Source organism: Candidatus Limnocylindria bacterium (assembly GCA_036523395.1).
Classification (GTDB): Bacteria; Chloroflexota; Limnocylindria; order P2-11E; family P2-11E; genus CF-39.
On record DATDEH010000109.1, the window covers coordinates 25894 to 40598 of the forward strand.

19 protein-coding genes and 1 tRNA gene are annotated in these 14705 nt (G+C 67.4%); 15 read left to right on the forward strand and 5 right to left on the reverse strand.

The annotated features are described in order from the left end of the window. Positions 1 to 19 precede the first annotated feature (19 nt). The 4 genes from VI056_13740 to VI056_13755 all read left to right on the forward strand — a co-directional run bounded on the left by VI056_13740 (position 20) and on the right by VI056_13755 (position 1444). Positions 20 to 226 carry a hypothetical protein gene (locus VI056_13740; protein HEY6204088.1) on the forward strand — a complete coding sequence of 69 codons (207 nt, stop codon included), beginning with the start codon at positions 20 to 22 and terminating at the stop codon, positions 224 to 226. Then, positions 223 to 606: a hypothetical protein gene (locus VI056_13745; GenBank protein ID HEY6204089.1), complete on the forward strand. Its 384-nt coding sequence runs from the start codon at positions 223 to 225 to the stop codon at positions 604 to 606. The genes VI056_13740 and VI056_13745 overlap by 4 nt, the downstream gene beginning before the upstream one ends. A 112-nt stretch (positions 607 to 718) precedes the next feature. Continuing rightward, complete coding sequence (locus tag VI056_13750) at positions 719 to 1264, forward strand: methyltransferase domain-containing protein (GenBank protein HEY6204090.1); 546 nt, start codon at positions 719 to 721, stop codon at positions 1262 to 1264. A 39-nt stretch (positions 1265 to 1303) separates the two neighbouring features. Then, a complete protein-coding gene (locus VI056_13755; protein ID HEY6204091.1) occupies positions 1304 to 1444 on the forward strand; it encodes a hypothetical protein in 141 nt (46 codons plus the stop codon). On the opposite strand, the gene VI056_13760 is transcribed toward VI056_13755, so the two are convergent. Together VI056_13760 and VI056_13765 are read right to left on the reverse strand one after the other, a co-directional pair. Continuing rightward, on the reverse strand, positions 1401 to 1904 hold the full coding sequence (locus VI056_13760) for a hypothetical protein (GenBank protein HEY6204092.1): 504 nt from the start codon (positions 1902 to 1904) through the stop codon (positions 1401 to 1403). The two genes, VI056_13755 and VI056_13760, sit on opposite strands and share 44 nt — an antisense overlap. Continuing rightward, the gene (locus VI056_13765) at positions 1904 to 2863 is read right to left on the reverse strand and encodes a hypothetical protein (GenBank protein HEY6204093.1); all 960 of its coding nucleotides are present in this window, start codon (positions 2861 to 2863) and stop codon (positions 1904 to 1906) included. Before VI056_13765 ends, VI056_13760 begins: the two co-directional genes overlap by 1 nt. A gap of 266 nt (positions 2864 to 3129) precedes the next feature. Between VI056_13765 and VI056_13770 the strand changes: the two genes are divergently transcribed. The 8 genes from VI056_13770 (at position 3130) to VI056_13805 (ending at position 9781) form a co-directional block, all read left to right on the forward strand. After that, positions 3130 to 3201: transfer RNA gene (locus tag VI056_13770), tRNA-Asn, on the forward strand. A gap of 217 nt (positions 3202 to 3418) precedes the next feature. After that, complete coding sequence (locus VI056_13775; protein HEY6204094.1) at positions 3419 to 4186, forward strand: hypothetical protein; 768 nt, start codon at positions 3419 to 3421, stop codon at positions 4184 to 4186. 25 nt (positions 4187 to 4211) lie between these two features. Further along, the gene (locus tag VI056_13780) at positions 4212 to 4694 is read left to right on the forward strand and encodes a MaoC family dehydratase (protein HEY6204095.1); all 483 of its coding nucleotides are present in this window, start codon (positions 4212 to 4214) and stop codon (positions 4692 to 4694) included. A 1-nt stretch (position 4695) separates the two neighbouring features. Further along, positions 4696 to 5862: an acyl-CoA dehydrogenase family protein gene (locus VI056_13785; protein HEY6204096.1), complete on the forward strand. Its 1167-nt coding sequence runs from the start codon at positions 4696 to 4698 to the stop codon at positions 5860 to 5862. Beyond that, complete coding sequence (locus VI056_13790) at positions 5862 to 6767, forward strand: CoA ester lyase (protein ID HEY6204097.1); 906 nt, start codon at positions 5862 to 5864, stop codon at positions 6765 to 6767. The genes VI056_13785 and VI056_13790 overlap by 1 nt, the downstream gene beginning before the upstream one ends. Before the next feature lie 12 nt (positions 6768 to 6779). After that, positions 6780 to 7679 carry a fumarylacetoacetate hydrolase family protein gene (locus tag VI056_13795; GenBank protein ID HEY6204098.1) on the forward strand — a complete coding sequence of 300 codons (900 nt, stop codon included), beginning with the start codon at positions 6780 to 6782 and terminating at the stop codon, positions 7677 to 7679. After that, positions 7680 to 8366: a dienelactone hydrolase family protein gene (locus VI056_13800; GenBank protein ID HEY6204099.1), complete on the forward strand. Its 687-nt coding sequence runs from the start codon at positions 7680 to 7682 to the stop codon at positions 8364 to 8366. It abuts the gene before it with no gap. Continuing rightward, positions 8366 to 9781, forward strand: coding sequence for an NAD-dependent succinate-semialdehyde dehydrogenase (locus VI056_13805; GenBank protein ID HEY6204100.1), 1416 nt, complete (start codon positions 8366 to 8368; stop codon positions 9779 to 9781). The genes VI056_13800 and VI056_13805 overlap by 1 nt, the downstream gene beginning before the upstream one ends. Positions 9782 to 9784: 3 nt before the next feature. On the opposite strand, the gene VI056_13810 is transcribed toward VI056_13805, so the two are convergent. After that, positions 9785 to 10438: a hypothetical protein gene (locus VI056_13810; protein HEY6204101.1), complete on the reverse strand. Its 654-nt coding sequence runs from the start codon at positions 10436 to 10438 to the stop codon at positions 9785 to 9787. A gap of 83 nt (positions 10439 to 10521) precedes the next feature. On the opposite strand from VI056_13810, the gene VI056_13815 reads away from it, so the two are divergent. The 3 genes from VI056_13815 (at position 10522) to VI056_13825 (ending at position 14066) form a co-directional block, all read left to right on the forward strand. Further along, a complete protein-coding gene (locus VI056_13815) occupies positions 10522 to 12201 on the forward strand; it encodes an acetolactate synthase large subunit (protein HEY6204102.1) in 1680 nt (559 codons plus the stop codon). 34 nt (positions 12202 to 12235) lie between these two features. Further along, positions 12236 to 12907 carry a Crp/Fnr family transcriptional regulator gene (locus tag VI056_13820; GenBank protein HEY6204103.1) on the forward strand — a complete coding sequence of 224 codons (672 nt, stop codon included), beginning with the start codon at positions 12236 to 12238 and terminating at the stop codon, positions 12905 to 12907. A gap of 106 nt (positions 12908 to 13013) precedes the next feature. Then, positions 13014 to 14066 carry a LacI family DNA-binding transcriptional regulator gene (locus VI056_13825; GenBank protein ID HEY6204104.1) on the forward strand — a complete coding sequence of 351 codons (1053 nt, stop codon included), beginning with the start codon at positions 13014 to 13016 and terminating at the stop codon, positions 14064 to 14066. Here VI056_13825 and VI056_13830 read toward each other — a convergent pair. Both VI056_13830 and VI056_13835 read right to left on the reverse strand, forming a co-directional pair. Continuing rightward, complete coding sequence (locus VI056_13830) at positions 14063 to 14440, reverse strand: hypothetical protein (GenBank protein ID HEY6204105.1); 378 nt, start codon at positions 14438 to 14440, stop codon at positions 14063 to 14065. The two genes, VI056_13825 and VI056_13830, sit on opposite strands and share 4 nt — an antisense overlap. After that, positions 14440 to 14688 (reverse strand): hypothetical protein, encoded by a 249-nt coding sequence (locus VI056_13835; GenBank protein HEY6204106.1) that lies wholly within the window; start codon positions 14686 to 14688, stop codon positions 14440 to 14442. The genes VI056_13830 and VI056_13835 overlap by 1 nt, the downstream gene beginning before the upstream one ends. Between the last annotated feature and the right edge of the window lie 17 nt (positions 14689 to 14705).

Genomic DNA, 14705 nt, shown 5'->3' on the forward strand with positions numbered 1-14705 from the left:
GACGTTAGCATTTGCAACCGTGGCGGCTCGCGAGGTCGATCAGGGTGAGCTCGAGAGGCTGAGCTCGGCGCTGCGCCTGGCGGAATCCGCGCTCGAGGAAGCACTCGAGGCGGCGGAGAATCTCGGCAACTTCGATCATCGCTACGACGTTCCGCGCGCCATCGGCGGAGCCCAGCGTCTGGTGCAGAACGCCAACGAGGCGGTAGACGCGGCGCGCAAGCCGTGACCGATACGCCGGTGCCCGTCGGCGCGGGGCTCAGCGCTCGGCGCGACCGGATGTGGGGACTGGTCGGTGGCCTGCTCGGCGTCGCCGTCGGCGTCGGCTCGGCTGCCATCGCCGTCTTCGTCGAGGGCGCGGATCCGTTGTCGTCATCCGCGCCGTACCCCGCCTTCTTCGCGAAGCGTCAGCTGCTGGTATACGACGTGTTCCTCGCGTTCGTGATCTTCGTCGGGGCAGCGTTCGCGGTCACCGGGATCGTGCTGACGCGACGCGGCGCGTTCCCGCGCACCGACGCTCTCGGGACGCTGCTCGCGAGCGCGATCCTCACGGTCCTCGGGGGCGCGCTGCTCTTCACACGCCTCATCGCAGTCATCCGCGGGGTTTGAGTCGTCTGCGCCGCCCGCGCCAAGCGATAACATCAATCGCATGCGACAGCTCATCGGCAAGCGCCTCCTCGACATCGACGTCGGTTAACTGACCGAGGTCGCCCGCGCGTTCTTGCGGACGGCAGTGGACGCGGGCACGGGCGACGGCCGCTACCCGCTGCACGTGGCTCGAACGAGGACGGACACGCTCGCGATCGGTCTCGATGCGTCCGCGGATGCACTCGCGTATGCCGCTCGTCGTGCGCTCCGCGATCGCGTCCCGAACCTCGTCCTGGTGCGCGAGCCGCTGGAGCGTCTCGGGCTGGAGTGCTTCGCCGACGAGGTGACGATCCACTTCCCGTGGGGATCGCTGCTGCGTGGGGCGCTGGCCGAGGACGCGGGCGTGTTCGAGGCGATCTGCCGCCTGCCACGTCCCGGTGGTCGGCTTACGCTCGCGCTCTCATTGATCGCGCGCGACGGACGCACGCCGCTCTCCGCTCGCGACATTGCCGACGTGACACACGCCTATTGCTCGTGCGGCTTCAGCCTGATGGAGGATCGCGCCATAGCGCGTGCCGACGTCGCGGCGGCGCGGTCGAGCTGGGGCAAGCGACTGGACGTTGGGGGGACGCGGCCCGGCCACCTGTTGCGTTTTCGCCGGGACAGCGTGCCGTCCTAGGCGGTAACCTCACGCCGACAGCCCGCTGACGGAGGTCGCATGTCGGAGCACCGGCCGGTCCACGAGGAGCCGCGCATCGAAGAGCACAAGGTGTACGCGCTGCTTGCGATACCCGTCTTTCTCGTGACGATCTTCATCATCGGGCTGATCGCGACGCTCGGGACCGCGCCGCGGCCCTAACGCGCACCGGCCGCGCTGCAGGCTCGGACCACGCCACATCGCTCGGCAGCTCGCGACGCAGGATCGGTTCGAGCGCGGTCACGTAAGCGGCGACCCGCTCCGCGAGCTCGTTCGCGAGCGCCGCGTCCGGTCGGCGGTGGGGCAGAGGTTCCCATACGCGTGCCCAACCGCGGTCCCACTCCTCGATCCGCGCAGCGGCCAGCGCGCGACGTATCGCTTTCGCGTTCGCGGCGAACGCCGCGAGGAGCCGCGCGTTCGTGAGCGAGTCGGCTTCGAAGTGCAGGCCGATCTCGATCGTGCCGAGTCGCTCGCGTGGCCAGATCTCGTAGTGCAGTGCCTTGTTCCCGTACCACAGCTTGCTCTGGAATGAGAACGACTCCCACCGGAACTCACGAAGGTCGGAAGGCACGCGGTCGCGCACGAGCGGACGCACGCGGCGCAGGCACTCGGCTTGTTGCATCAGGGGATCCGCGCGCGCAGCACGAGGTCGACGATACCGGTGAGCGCGGGCATGACGATGCCGGCGAGCGTCGCGAGCTTGATCACACCCGCGCGCGTCGGCACCGCGACGACGATCGAGATCGCATCAGCGACCAGGGAGCCTACGATGAAGAGCGCCGTACCCACGAGCGGCCCACCCGGAGTGTCCTGCCAGATCGCCGCGGTCGTGAATGCGAAGCCCACACCGGCCAGGAACCAGACCGCCGGACTCCCCTGCCGATTCCCGCCGATCGCGATGACCGTCGCGGGGACCAGATAGGGGACGAGCGTGGTCGTCCAGCTAAGCAGAGCAGCAAGCCCGATCATCACCCAGCGGCGAGTGGTGAGGTGGTGCAGTAGGCCGAGCATGAGCCCAGCCGACAGTGAGATGAGCGGGACGAAGAGTGGGTTGGAGCGATCGATGCCGGCGGCGAGATAGATGCGCGTCGTGTGCTGGAACGCGGGTTCGCTCGCGAGCACAGGGATACGTGAGATGTACTGGATGACCTCGGGCGAGAGGTTCGTAGCCAGCGGCCCGGCGAAGCGTTCGGCCGCAGTCGCGGCGATCAGGAAGCCGAAGACCAGCGCGCTGGGCCAACCGATCGGCCGCGGGATGCGCGGCTGGGTGTCGCGCGGGGCGGGCGCGGGGTGCGCGAGCGCGATGCGGCAAGACGCCATGCCGAGGAAGGAAACGAAGAGGCCCCAGCCGAGCATCGAGTGAGGGAACGACCAGTTGGTCTCATCGAGGCCGAACGTCGAGTGCCAGATCGCGTCGAACATCCCGGCGAGAGCGACAAGGCCGAAGCCAGCGCCCGCAAGGCCGATCGATCCGGGGATCGGGAAGGGGACGAGCGGGAGGCGGAACGTCGGGCCGAACCAGCGCCGCAGATTCGGCGTGAACGCGAAATATGCCAGCGTGATGGCCGCGCATAAGTGCATCGAGTAGATGAAGAGGTGTGGTGGCGAGAAGAAGTCCTCGAACGCGTGCGTCGCGTGCCAGCGGCGGTCCCAATCGAAGCCGATCCCGAATGCGAGGAGGTCGAAGACGACGGCGAGCCACAGAAGGCGGTAGGCGGTCGCGAGGCCCGCTTCCTCACGAATCGGCTCGCTTGCGGCGACGGTAGTCGCGCTCAGATCGCGGTCAGGTGACGCGATGCCTACAACGTTTCGTGCACGATCTCGTAGCCATTAACATCGAGTCTCTTTCCGGCGTAGCGCAACGGTAGCGCAGGGGACTGTTAATCCCTTGGTTGGAGGTTCGAATCCTCCCGCCGGAGCTGACGACGAACTCACAAGAGACACTCTTGGTCGGGAGTAGACAGGTTCGCGCGATAGAACTAATGTTCTAGAGTGCTGGTTTGCAAGCAGTGCGGCGTGGAATTCCCGATCTACCCGGTGATCGACGGTCAACGAATAAACCTCCGGGGCCGGGCGAGGTGCCTCAATTGCCTGCCACTTCGTCGACTGCGCGGGCCAAGGAAGAAGGTCGCACGAATGCCAAAACAGAAGACCTGCCAGTCCTGTGGCCGTCGATTCCCGGCGAAAGCGGTTGTCGATGGCATCATGCGCGATCTTCACCGAAGGCGATTCTGTTTCAGCTGCTCGCCGTTTCGCGCCCACAACACGTCGCACCTTGCTCCTGGTTCCGATCCAAACGACCGGCGTGGAAAAGTGCGACTTCAGCGCCTTCAGTCTTGGTCGCGATACGGGCGCAAGCGACGCCGTCAACGGAAGCGTGACCTCGTATCGGCTGCGGGTGGTGCATGCGTCGAGTGCGGCTATGCACGCTCGATCGCGGCACTCGAGTTTCACCATCGCGATGCGGCGACCAAGCTGTTCGGAATCGCAAAATTCAATGGGTCCCAGATTCGGTTACTTGCCGAAGTCGCTAAATGCGACCTACTTTGCGCCAATTGTCACCGCAGGCGGCACGCGACTATTGATGCATCCACCAATTCGTCGGCACCACGCCGTCGCAAACTGAAGGCGCGGGCAGTCAGCGCGCTGGGCGGTCGATGCGAAGGCTGCACTCAAGGCTACGAGTCGGCCATCTTTGAGTTTCATCATCGCGACGGTGCGACCAAAGAGTTTGGGATTTCTGAGAACGGACTCATTCGTGGGTGGGAGGAAGTCGCGTCGGAATTGGCGAAGTGCGTGTTGCTGTGCGCAAATTGCCACCGCGAAGTGCACGCGGGTAGTCGTGACATCAACGTGCCGCTCGGGTTCTCAGAGCGCCCGGCCGTCTACCAAATCGCCGTGTAGCCGATCTCGTGTCACTATCCGCGAAGTGACTGACGGGCCCTTCTTCGAGGATTTCACGATCGGCGCGACGTTCCGCTCGTCGATCGGTCGCACGATCACCCAGGCCGACAACATCCAGTTCTCGCTGCTCACCAACAACGCGAACGAGATCCACTTCAACGCGCACTACGCGGCGCAGACCGAATTCAAACGCCCGCTCGTCAACAGCTTCCTCACGCTCGCCACGGTCGCGGGCATGATGGTCCCGGAGACGAGCCGCTGGGGGTTCGCACTCGGAGTGGGTGAGGTCACGCTCCCGAATCCGCTCTTCGAAGGCGACACGCTGTACGCCGACACCGAGGTGCTGGAGGCCCGCGCGTCGCGCTCGCGCCCGGGCTGGGGCATCGTCACCGTGCGACAGCGCGGCATCAAACAGGACGGGAGCATCGTGCTCATCGCGAAGCGCACGTTCATGGTCCCGACGCGCGCGAACGCGCCGAAGCCGCACTTCCCCGAGCCGCGCGAATAGCGTGGACTTCGCCAGGACCGACGAGCAGGAGTCGATCCGCTCAGCGGTGCGCTCGCTGTGCGCGCAGTTCCCGGATGACTACTGGCGCGAGCTGGACCGCGCGAGCGAGTACCCCGAGCGGTTCGTGCGCGCCCTCACCGACGCTGGCTGGCTCGCCGCGCTCATCCCGACCGAATATGGCGGCGCCGGGCTCGGCATCGCGGAAGCCGCGCTCATCATCGAAGAGATCAACGCCTCCGGCGGGAACGCCGCCGCGGCCCACGCGCAGATGTACACGATGGGCACGCTACTTCGACACGGGAGCGACGAGCAGAAGCGCCGCTACCTGCCGCGCCTGGCGAAGGGCGAGCTGCGCCTGCAGGCGTTCGGCGTCACCGAAGCCGAGGCGGGGTCGGACACGACGCGCATCAAGACGACGGCGACGAGGCGCGGTGACCGCTACGTCATAAAGGGAAAGAAGATCTTCATCTCGCGCGCGGAGCACTCGGACCTGCTCCTCCTGCTCGCCCGCACGACGCCGTACGAGGACGTCGATGACAAGACGCGCGGGCTCAGCGTGTTCATCGTCGACCTTCGCGCGGCCATCGCCAACGGGCGCATCGCGGTGCGTCCCATCGAGACGATGTTCAATCACCACACCACCGAGCTCTTCATCGACGACGTCGAGGTCCCCGCGACCGACCTGGTCGGCGAAGAGGGCGAGGGGTTCCGACACATCATCGACAGCTGGAATGCGGAGCGGATCCTCATCGCCTCCGAGTCGCTCGGGGACGGCCGCTGGTTCGTTGCGCGCGCCGTGGCCTACTCGTCCGAGCGCGTCGTATTCGGACGGCCGATCGGCGCGAATCAGGGCGTGCAGTTCCCGCTGGCTCAGGCTCACGCGCGCCTCGAGGCCGCGGCGCTCCTCCGCGACAAGGCAGCGTGGCTGTTCGACCAGAGCCGCAAATGCGGAGCGGAAGCGAATATGGCCAAGCTCCTCGCGTCGCAGTCGGCATGGGACGCCGCGAACGCGGCACTCGATGCCTACGGCGGCTACGGCTTCGCCCGGGAATACGACGTCGAGCGCAAGTTCCGCGAGACGCGTCTTCTGCTTACCGCTCCGATCGGCAACAACCTCGTGCTGGCGTATATCGGCCAGCACGTGCTCGGCATGCCGCGCTCGTACTGATGAACGGGCTTCCGCCGATGCGCTCGCTGATGTTCGTGCCCGCACATCGGGAACGAATGGTCGCGCGCGCTCTCGGGCTCGGGGAATTCGACGCGAGCGAGCTGGATGTCGCGATCCTCGACCTCGAGGACGGTGTGCCACCGGCGGCGAAGGATGACGCACGGCGCATCATCGCCGACGTGCTCGGGCGCGCGGCGCGGGGTGCCGGCGGCCCCGGCCGGTACGTCCGCATCCGGCGTGCGCTGAGCGACGACGGCGCCGGCGACCTGGACGCGGTCGTTCGTGCAGGCCTGGCGGGGATCATGGCGCCGAAGGTGCGCCGCCCGGACGAGGTCGAGTGGCTGGCCGAGCGCCTCGATGTCCTGGAGCGCGACGCGAAGGTCGCTCGCGCCACCTTGCGGATCATCCCGTCGATCGAAAGCGCCGCCGCGCTCCTTGAAGCGCCGCGCATCGCGCAGGCCTCGGAGCGCGTCGTCGGCCTCGCGTTCGGGTCGGAGGACTTCGCGCTGGATCTCGGACTTCCGACCAAGCGCGAGGGGGAGGCGGCGGACCTCGTCTACGCGCGCTCCGCGACGGTCGTGGCCGCCGTGTCCGCCGGAAAGCTCGCCTTCGATGGCATCTGGCCCGACATCAAGGATCCCGCGGGCCTGCGCGCCGATGCGCTGCGGGCGCGGCGCCTCGGCTTCGCCGGCAAGACGCTCATCCATCCGGATCAGGTCACGATCGTGAACGAGATCTTCAGCCCGACCACGGCGGAGGTCGAAGAGGCGAGGCGGGTCCTTCACGCGTTCGACGAAGCGCTCAAGCGCGGCGAGGGCGCGGTCGCGCTCGACGGCCAGATGCTCGATGCACCGGTCGTCGATCGCGCGCGGCGTGTCCTGCGCGCGGTCGAGCGAAACTCCTAGTCTGGTCCGCGCATGAGACTTCTCACCTTCGTGTCGGAGGACGGTCCACGCGCCGGCACCTTCGTGTCCGACGGCACGATCATGGCGATCCGCGCTCTCGTCCCCGGGGCGCCGATCGACATGCTGCGAGTCATCGAGCAGTTCGACGGGATCCGCGAGGACATCCGCGACGCGGCGACGCGAGCCCACGGGGGGATCGATCCGAGGCGCGCGAAGCTGCTCGCGCCGATCCCGGTGCCGCGGCGCAATGTGTTCTGCGTCGGCTGGAACTACTCGGAGCACTTCCAGGAGGGCGCGAACATGAGGGTCGCGCAGGGTACGCCCGGGCAGCAGGAGATCCCCGAGTATCCCGCCCTCTTCTCAAAGAATCCCGCGACGGTGACGGGACCGGACGCGACCGTGCTGTTCCCCGCGCCGCATTCGCAGCAGCTCGACTGGGAGGTCGAGCTCGCCGTGATCGTCGGGCGTCCAGGCCACGACATCGCGGAGGCGGACGCGATGCAGCACGTGTTCGGCTACACGTGCGCGAACGACGTGTCTGTGCGCGACGTGCAACGGCGGCACGGCGGGCAGTGGTTCAAAGGCAAGAACTTCGATACGCACCTGCCGATGGGGCCGTGGATCGTCACCGCCGACGAGCTCGACGCATCGGCGGTGCGCGTTCAGACGCGCGTGAATGGCACAACGAAACAGGATTCGAACACACGCTTCATGGTCTTCAAGATCCCTCGCCTGATCAGCGAGTTCTCGGCAGGGTGCCGACTCCTGGCGGGTGACATCATGATCACGGGAACACCGGAGGGTGTCGGCTTCGCGCGAAAGCCTCCCGAATTCCTCAAGCTTGGCGACGTCGTCGAAGTCGAGATCGAAGGAATAGGCGTGCTCCGGAATCGTGTTCAGGAGAGGGCGTAGATGGCTGGTCAGATGGTGAAATTCCCGGCGAACGGCGGCACCGCGGACGGCTACCTTGCGACACCTTCATCGGGCAAGGGACAGGGCGTCATCGTCATCCAGGAATGGTGGGGCCTCACCGATCAGATCAAGGGCGTCGCCGACATGTTCGCGCGCGAAGGTTTCGTTGCGCTCGCGCCGGACTTCTATCACGGCAAGGGCGCCAAGATCGGTGAGCCCGACAAGGCACAGAAGCTGATGATGGAGTTCTTCCAGGCGAACACCGCGGCGAAGGATGCGAAGGGCGCGGCCGAGTACCTCGCGAAGCAGCCTGCCGTGACGAGCAAGAAGGTCGGCGTGATCGGCTTCTGCATGGGCGGTTTCCTCGCGCTGCTCGTCGGGAGCGTCGCGCCGGACAAGGTCGCCGCGGTCGTCGACTGTTATGGGGTCGGGCAGCGCCTGCCGGACCTGAAGCCGCTCCGTGGGATCCCGGTTCTCGGCATCTTCGGTGGGAAGGACCATTCTGTGGCCGAGTTCGCCAACCTCGAGAAGGTCGCGAAGGAGAACGGCGTGCCGTTCACGAAGCACACGTACCCCGAGGCCGACCATGCGTTCCTCAACGAGCAGCGCAAGGATGTCCACCGACCCGACGACGCGAAGGATGCGTGGAGCAAGATCATGCCGTTCCTGAAGAGCAACGTGCGCTGATGAGCACCACGCTGTCGCCGATCACGAGCGTGAACCCCGCTACCGAGGAGGTCCTCGCGCGGTTCGATCCGTTCACGACCGAGGAGGTCGATCGCGCCATCGACGATGCGCAGGACGCCTTCATCGCCTGGCGCGAGCGATCCATCGCCGAGCGCGCGACAGCTATGCGGCGGCTCGCCGGCCTGCTTCGGGAGCGTGCCGATCGCTATGGCCGGCTCATCACCATCGAGATGGGGAAGCCCATCGCGGAGGCGAAGGCCGAGCTCGAGAAATGCGCCTGGGGCGCCGAGCATTACGCGGACAACGCCGCGCGCTATCTCGCCGACGAGGTCATCGAAACGAGCGCCCAGCGCAGCATCGTCGCCTTCGAACCGCTGGGCATCGTGCTCGCGGTCATGCCCTGGAATTTCCCGTTCTGGCAGGTGATCCGCTTCGCCGCGCCGGCGCTGATGGCCGGGAACGCCGCGGTGCTGAAGCACGCGTCGAACGTGCCGCAGTGCGCGCTCGCGGTCGAAGAGGTGATCCGCGACGCGGGCTTCCCCGAGGGGTTGCTGCGTACGGTGCTGGTCGCGGGCTCAGCGGTCGAGCCGGTCATCGCCGATCCCCGCATCCGCGCGGTCACGCTGACTGGAAGCTCCGACACCGGTTCGCGCATCGCCGCGCTCGCCGGGCGCGCGCTCAAGAAGTGCGTGCTCGAGCTCGGCGGCTCCGATCCGTACATCGTGCTGGCCGACGCCGATCTCGACGCGGCGGCGAAGGTCGGCGCCCGCGCGCGCAACCAGAACAACGGGCAGTCGTGCATCGCAGCCAAGCGCTTCATCGCGGTCGAGTCCGTCGCGCGCGACTTCGAGCGGCGCTTCGCCGCCGAGGTCGCGGCGCTTAGGGTCGGCGACCCGCTCGACCCCAAGACGCAGATCGGTCCGCTCGCGCGCGCGGACCTGCGTGAACAGCTCGAGCTCCAGGTGACTGAATCGGTGCGCATGGGCGCGCGCGTTCTCACCGGTGGCGAGCGCGGCACGGGCAAGGGCTGGTTTTACCAGCCGACCGTCCTTGCGGATGTCACCGAGGGCATGCCGGTGTTCAAAGAGGAGACCTTCGGGCCGGTCGCGGCGGTGCTCCGCGTCTGCGACGCTGACGAGGCTGTGCGCGTCGCGAACGATTCTGCCTACGGGCTCGGCGCGAGCGTCTGGACGCGCGATCTCGCGCGCGGCGAAGCGGTCGCGCGGAAGATCGAGTCCGGATCCGTCTTCGTGAACGGCATGGTCGCTTCGGACCCGCGGCTCCCGTTCGGCGGCATCAAGCGCAGCGGCTACGGCCGCGAGCTCTCGTCGTACGGGATCAAGGAATTCGTGAACATCCAAACGATCTGGATCGGCGCGGGAACGCAGAAGCCGACCGGGCCGCAGTCGGAATAAGTCTCAGACGTTCGGAACTCCGGGCAAATGTTCACGGAAGTGACCCTCCAGGAGCGCCAGGCTGTCGTCGAGGTCCAGTGATCCATCCATACGCTCGCAGCGCAGGCCCAGCTCGGCGCACGACGAGACGATGCGCGCGTCGAGCAGCACGTCGCGCGCGCTTACCTTCGTGAGCGCGCGTTCGCGCTCGACGATGCCCGGGAAGCGATCGAGTTGACCGCTGCCCCAGCGGCGCGATGCAACGATCGCGCGCCGCTCCGGCGTGGGCACGAGAAAGATCGCCTGCCGTGCCGAGTTGAGTAGAGGCGCCACGCACCAGGGAAACGCTCCGGGCCCCTCCGCGACGATCGTGCGCGAGCGAGGCAGCGCAAGCAGGTCCTCGACGACGAGAGCGAATCCGTCTTGCCATATCGCGATCGAGCGCTCGAGGAGTTCGTCCGCGCTCGGGACGGCCCACCGCTCGTCCATCGAAAGGCGCTGGAACGCCTCGACGGCGGTGCCGGGACGGCCCGCATGCTCGCGCACGGCGTGCCAGTCGAGGTCGTAGATCTTCAGATCCCACTTCCCGGCGAGAAGGCGCGACAACGTCGTCTTTCCCGCTTGAGGACCTCCACCGATCCAGAGCACGTGAGCCAACCGCGCGCGCAGATCGTCCACCGGCCGCGCATGATGCGCACGAAGGTGCGCGAAAGAACAGTCTTCCCGGCGCGTCCCGGGCGGCGCACAATGATGGGGTCCCCATGGTGAACGCCGCGCAGCTGCTCGTTCGCTGCCTCGAGAACGAGGGCGTGCGCTACGTATTCGGGATCCCGGGCGAGGAGACGCTGGACCTCAACGCGGCGCTCGAGGACAGCGACAAGATCCAGTTCGTGCTCACGCGACACGAGCAGGCCGCCGCCTTCATGGCCGACGTGTACGGACGGCTCTCGTCTTACCCCGGCGTGTGCCTGGCCACGCTCGGACCCGGCGCGACGAACCTCCTCACCGGCGTCGCCGATGCGCAGCTCGACCGCGCGCCGCTCGTTGCCATCACCGGACAGGCGGGCCTCGAGCGCGTGCACCTGGAGTCGCATCAGTACATCGACGTCGTCCAGATGTTCGCTCCGGTCACGAAGTGGAGCACTCGCGTCTCAGTGCCGGAATCGGTTCCCGAGGTCGTGCGCAAGGCGTTCCGGCTCGCGCGCATCGAGAAGCCGGGGGCGACGCACATCGAGCTCCCCGAGGACGTGGCGAAAGAGGAGGTGCGATCCGCGCCGCTGGAGGTGCGGCGGACGTCGTACCCAAAGGCGCAGCAGGAGGCGCTGGATCGGGCGGCGGAGATCATCAACGCGGCGAAGGCGCCTGTGATCCTCGCTGGCAACGGGGTCACGCGTCGCCAGGCCGTCGGCAATCCCACCGTCGACGCGCTACGACGCTTCGTCCAGCGGAGTCGCATCTGGGCGACTCACACGTACATGGCGAAAGGGGTCCTCGATCCCCTCGGACAGTATTCGCTGCCGCCGGTCGGTCTCCAGCGGCCGGGCGCCGACCTCGCGAACCTCAAGATGCTCGCCGATGCGGATGTCGTGATCGCGGTCGGCTACGACCTCGTCGAATGGGCGCCGGTCCTGTGGAACCCGAAGCGCGACAAGATGGTCGTGCACGTCGACAGCACCGCGGCCGAGCTGGATGGGCACTACCAACCGTCGATCGAGGTCATCGGCGAGCTCGACGAATCGCTGAATGCGCTGAGCTCGATGGTGCGCGCGCGACCGGCCGAAACCCTCTCCACGCGGCGCGCCCCGTCGCTCGTCGGGACGGGGTCCCCCGCTGCGCGGGGTCTCTCGGCCGGTCGCGCGCTTCCGCCCGATCTCGTCGTCGCTGATCTCCGCGATGCTCTTGGTCCGGACGACATCGTCGTGAGCGACGTGGGCGCGCACAAGGTCTGGCTCGCACGCTTGTTCCCGACGGAGCGTCCGAACACCGTCGTCATCTCCAACGGCCTCGCGTCGATGGGCATCGCGCTGCCTGGCGCGATCGCGGCGAAGCTCGTCCATCCCGAACGAAAGGTCGTTGCGTTCAGTGGTGACGGCGGGTTCTTGATGAACGTGCAGGAGCTCGAGACGGCCAAACGCCTCGGGACGGCGATCGTCGTTGTCGTTCTCGTCGATGAGCGTCTCGGGGTGATCGAGGTCAACGAGAAGCGGCAATTCAAGCGCACCTTCGCGACGCAGTTCGGCAACCCCGATTTCGTGAAGCTCGCGGAGGCGTTCGGCATCGCCGGGTACGCGGTGGAGAGCGGGAAGGATCTCCTACCGATGCTCCGTCACGCGCTCGATCTCGGCGGCCCAGCGCTGCTCGCGGTGCCCTGGGATCACGAAAAAAATGCGCAGATCGCGGACGCGATGACATACGGCAGGCAGCCGGTAACGCCGGGCTGACCGACTTGCCCCGCGGCGTAGCCTGAGCGACGCAATGGACCTGATGACCGTCGCGCGGAGCCTGTCGGACTGCCTGCCGGTGAACGAGCTCACCGATGCGCAGCTCCAGGAGCTGCTCGCGCAGGCGAAGCTGCGGCGTTTCGAGCGGGATGAGGTCATCTACCACCGCGGCGACCCAGCGCGCGATCTCCACATCGTTGTCGAGGGCATGGTCAAGCACGTGCGCGAAGACATCGAAGGCCGCGAGGTGCTGCTGTGGGTGCTGGAGCGCGGAGGCGTGCTCGGCCAGCAGGCGATCTTCGGGCGAAGCCGGCCGACGACCGTCATCGCGACGACCGATGTGGTGACGATCCAGCTGCTCGGCGAGACCTGCGCGCGCATGCTCGAACGGAACCCGCGGATCCTGTACCGGGCCTTCGAGATGTTCGAGGCACGCCTCGAGAAGCTCACGCAAGCACTCGAAGACGTGATGCTCCTCGACGTTCCGAGCCGCCTCGCGAAATACATACTCGACTCGGGCGACGGGCAGCCGGACCCCCACGCGCTCACGCTCACGCAGGACGAGCTCGCCGCTGCTGTGGGCTCGACGCGCGTGACGATCAACAAAGTGCTCGCCGATTTCGAGCACCGCGGGTTGATCCGCGTCGCTCGGCGCCACATCGACGTGCTGGCGCCCGATCGGCTGCGCAAGGAGATCCACGGCTAGAGGCTCTTGCCGGTCTTGATCGGCTGAGCGGGGTCACACATCCGATATCGGCCGCCGAGCGTATAGTCCGATGGGGAAACAATCGATTTCCGCCGGGGGTGAACGGTTGGCGGCTAGGCGGGTCACGATCACTGACGTCGCGCGGGCTGCGAACGTCCACGCCTCGACGGTTTCGCGAGTCCTCAACGGGCGAGCCGAGCTGAGCCTGCTCCCTGAGACGCGAGAGCGTGTCATCGCCGCCGCCACGCGTCTCGGCTACCGTCCGTCCGCGCTGGCCCGCGGCCTACGGCTTCGGCGGACGTTCACCCTTGGCATGCTCGTGCCCGACATCACCAACCCCGTCTTCCCACCGATCATCAAGGGCGTCGAGGGCGCGGCCCACGCTCGCGGCTATCACCTGATCCTCTGCAACACCGACGATTCCTTCGAGCGCGAAGCCAGCTACCTGCGGGTCCTGCGCGAGTGGCGCGTGGACGGGATGCTCATCGCCTCCAGCTCGACGGCAGACTCGACGCTCGGCGAGCTGCGTCGCGAGAAGTTCCCCTTCGTCCTCCTCAACAGCGCGTCGCGCGCGAGCGACGACCTGGCGGTCGCTCCCGACAACCGCCAGGGCGTAACGGCCGCGCTCGAGCACCTGATCCAGCTCGGCCACCGCCGCATCGGACTCATCGCCGCACCGCAGACCACGATGACGGGCCAGGAGCGACTGCTCGCGGCGCGCGCCACGCTGCGACGTCACCGCCTCGCGCAGGAGGACGCGCTCGTCTCGGTCGCGGATTCGTTCTCGGAGGCGTCGGGCTATCGCGCCACGCGGCGCCTGCTGCTGGATGGTGAGCCGCCGACGGCGATCTTCGGCGCGAACGATCTCATCGCGCTGGGCGCGATCCGCCTCGCGCGAGAGATCGGGCTGAACGTCCCGCGCGATCTGTCGGTCGTCGGTTTCAACGACATCCCGCAGTCCGAGCTGTTCGACCCGCCGCTGACGACCGTCCACATACCTCAGGAGGAGATGGGAGTGCTCGCCGCCGCGCTCCTCATCGATCACCTGGAGGGAAGGCACATCGACCGAAGGCAGGTCGTGCTCCAGACGCAGCTCGAGGTCCGCGGCTCGACCGCGACGCCGGCCGCGGCCTCGACGGCCGCGATGAGGACCGCCTAGGCGCCGCGGCCCGGCAAGCCCACGCTGCGACGCCAATGCTGGCGCCCGAGCTCGAAACCGATCGCGCAGCCGAGGTCGACCAGCTCCGGCTCGCTGAACAGCGAATGCAATCGCGACCAGAGCGCGTCGTCGGCCTTCGCGCTGTCGACGGCGATCGCGTACGCCCACTCCAGCGCTGCGCGCTCGCGTCCCGCGAATCGCTCCGGGTCGCGGACGTCAGCGTCATCAGCGAGGAAGCGGAAGCACAGCTCCTTCAGCGATTGATCGGCGACTCCGGATCGCAGGACGCTCGTTTCGATCTCCGCCCACGCCTCGCGGGCCGCGGGCTGAAGCGCGCGGATCTCGTCACCGGTGCGGCCCGCGAGGCGCGCCATCAGCGCGCCGTCCCCGCGGCGAGACCAGCACCTGGCTCGCCGGGCAGCTCGTTGTGGCCGACATGCCATGTCTTGATCACGCGCTGCTGTCCGAAGGTCACGGCGACGAACGATCCCAGCTCGACGATCTGCGCGTCGCTGAAGTGCTCGCGCAGCTTCTGCCACACCGCGTCGTCGGCGCCCTCGGGATCCCAGACGAGCATGCTCGTGTAGAGCAGCGCGGCCTTCTGCCGCGGCGTGAAACGCACCGACGTCTCGAACTTCA

What these genes read in the sequence shown, in the direction of transcription:
- VI056_13755 (HEY6204091.1), top strand. Translation starts at nt 1,304, where the DNA reads ATGTCGGAGCACCGGCCGGTCCACGAGGAGCCGCGCATCGAAGAGCAC.
- VI056_13760 (HEY6204092.1), bottom strand. Translation starts at nt 1,904, where the DNA reads ATGCAACAAGCCGAGTGCCTGCGCCGCGTGCGTCCGCTCGTGCGCGAC.
- VI056_13765 (HEY6204093.1), bottom strand. Translation starts at nt 2,863, where the DNA reads ATGCACTTATGCGCGGCCATCACGCTGGCATATTTCGCGTTCACGCCG.
- VI056_13775 (HEY6204094.1), top strand. Translation starts at nt 3,419, where the DNA reads ATGCCAAAACAGAAGACCTGCCAGTCCTGTGGCCGTCGATTCCCGGCG.
- VI056_13790 (HEY6204097.1), top strand. Translation starts at nt 5,862, where the DNA reads ATGAACGGGCTTCCGCCGATGCGCTCGCTGATGTTCGTGCCCGCACAT.
- VI056_13795 (HEY6204098.1), top strand. Translation starts at nt 6,780, where the DNA reads ATGAGACTTCTCACCTTCGTGTCGGAGGACGGTCCACGCGCCGGCACC.
- VI056_13800 (HEY6204099.1), top strand. Translation starts at nt 7,680, where the DNA reads ATGGCTGGTCAGATGGTGAAATTCCCGGCGAACGGCGGCACCGCGGAC.
- VI056_13805 (HEY6204100.1), top strand. Translation starts at nt 8,366, where the DNA reads ATGAGCACCACGCTGTCGCCGATCACGAGCGTGAACCCCGCTACCGAG.
- VI056_13815 (HEY6204102.1), top strand. Translation starts at nt 10,522, where the DNA reads ATGGTGAACGCCGCGCAGCTGCTCGTTCGCTGCCTCGAGAACGAGGGC.
- VI056_13820 (HEY6204103.1), top strand. Translation starts at nt 12,236, where the DNA reads ATGGACCTGATGACCGTCGCGCGGAGCCTGTCGGACTGCCTGCCGGTG.
- VI056_13830 (HEY6204105.1), bottom strand. Translation starts at nt 14,440, where the DNA reads ATGGCGCGCCTCGCGGGCCGCACCGGTGACGAGATCCGCGCGCTTCAG.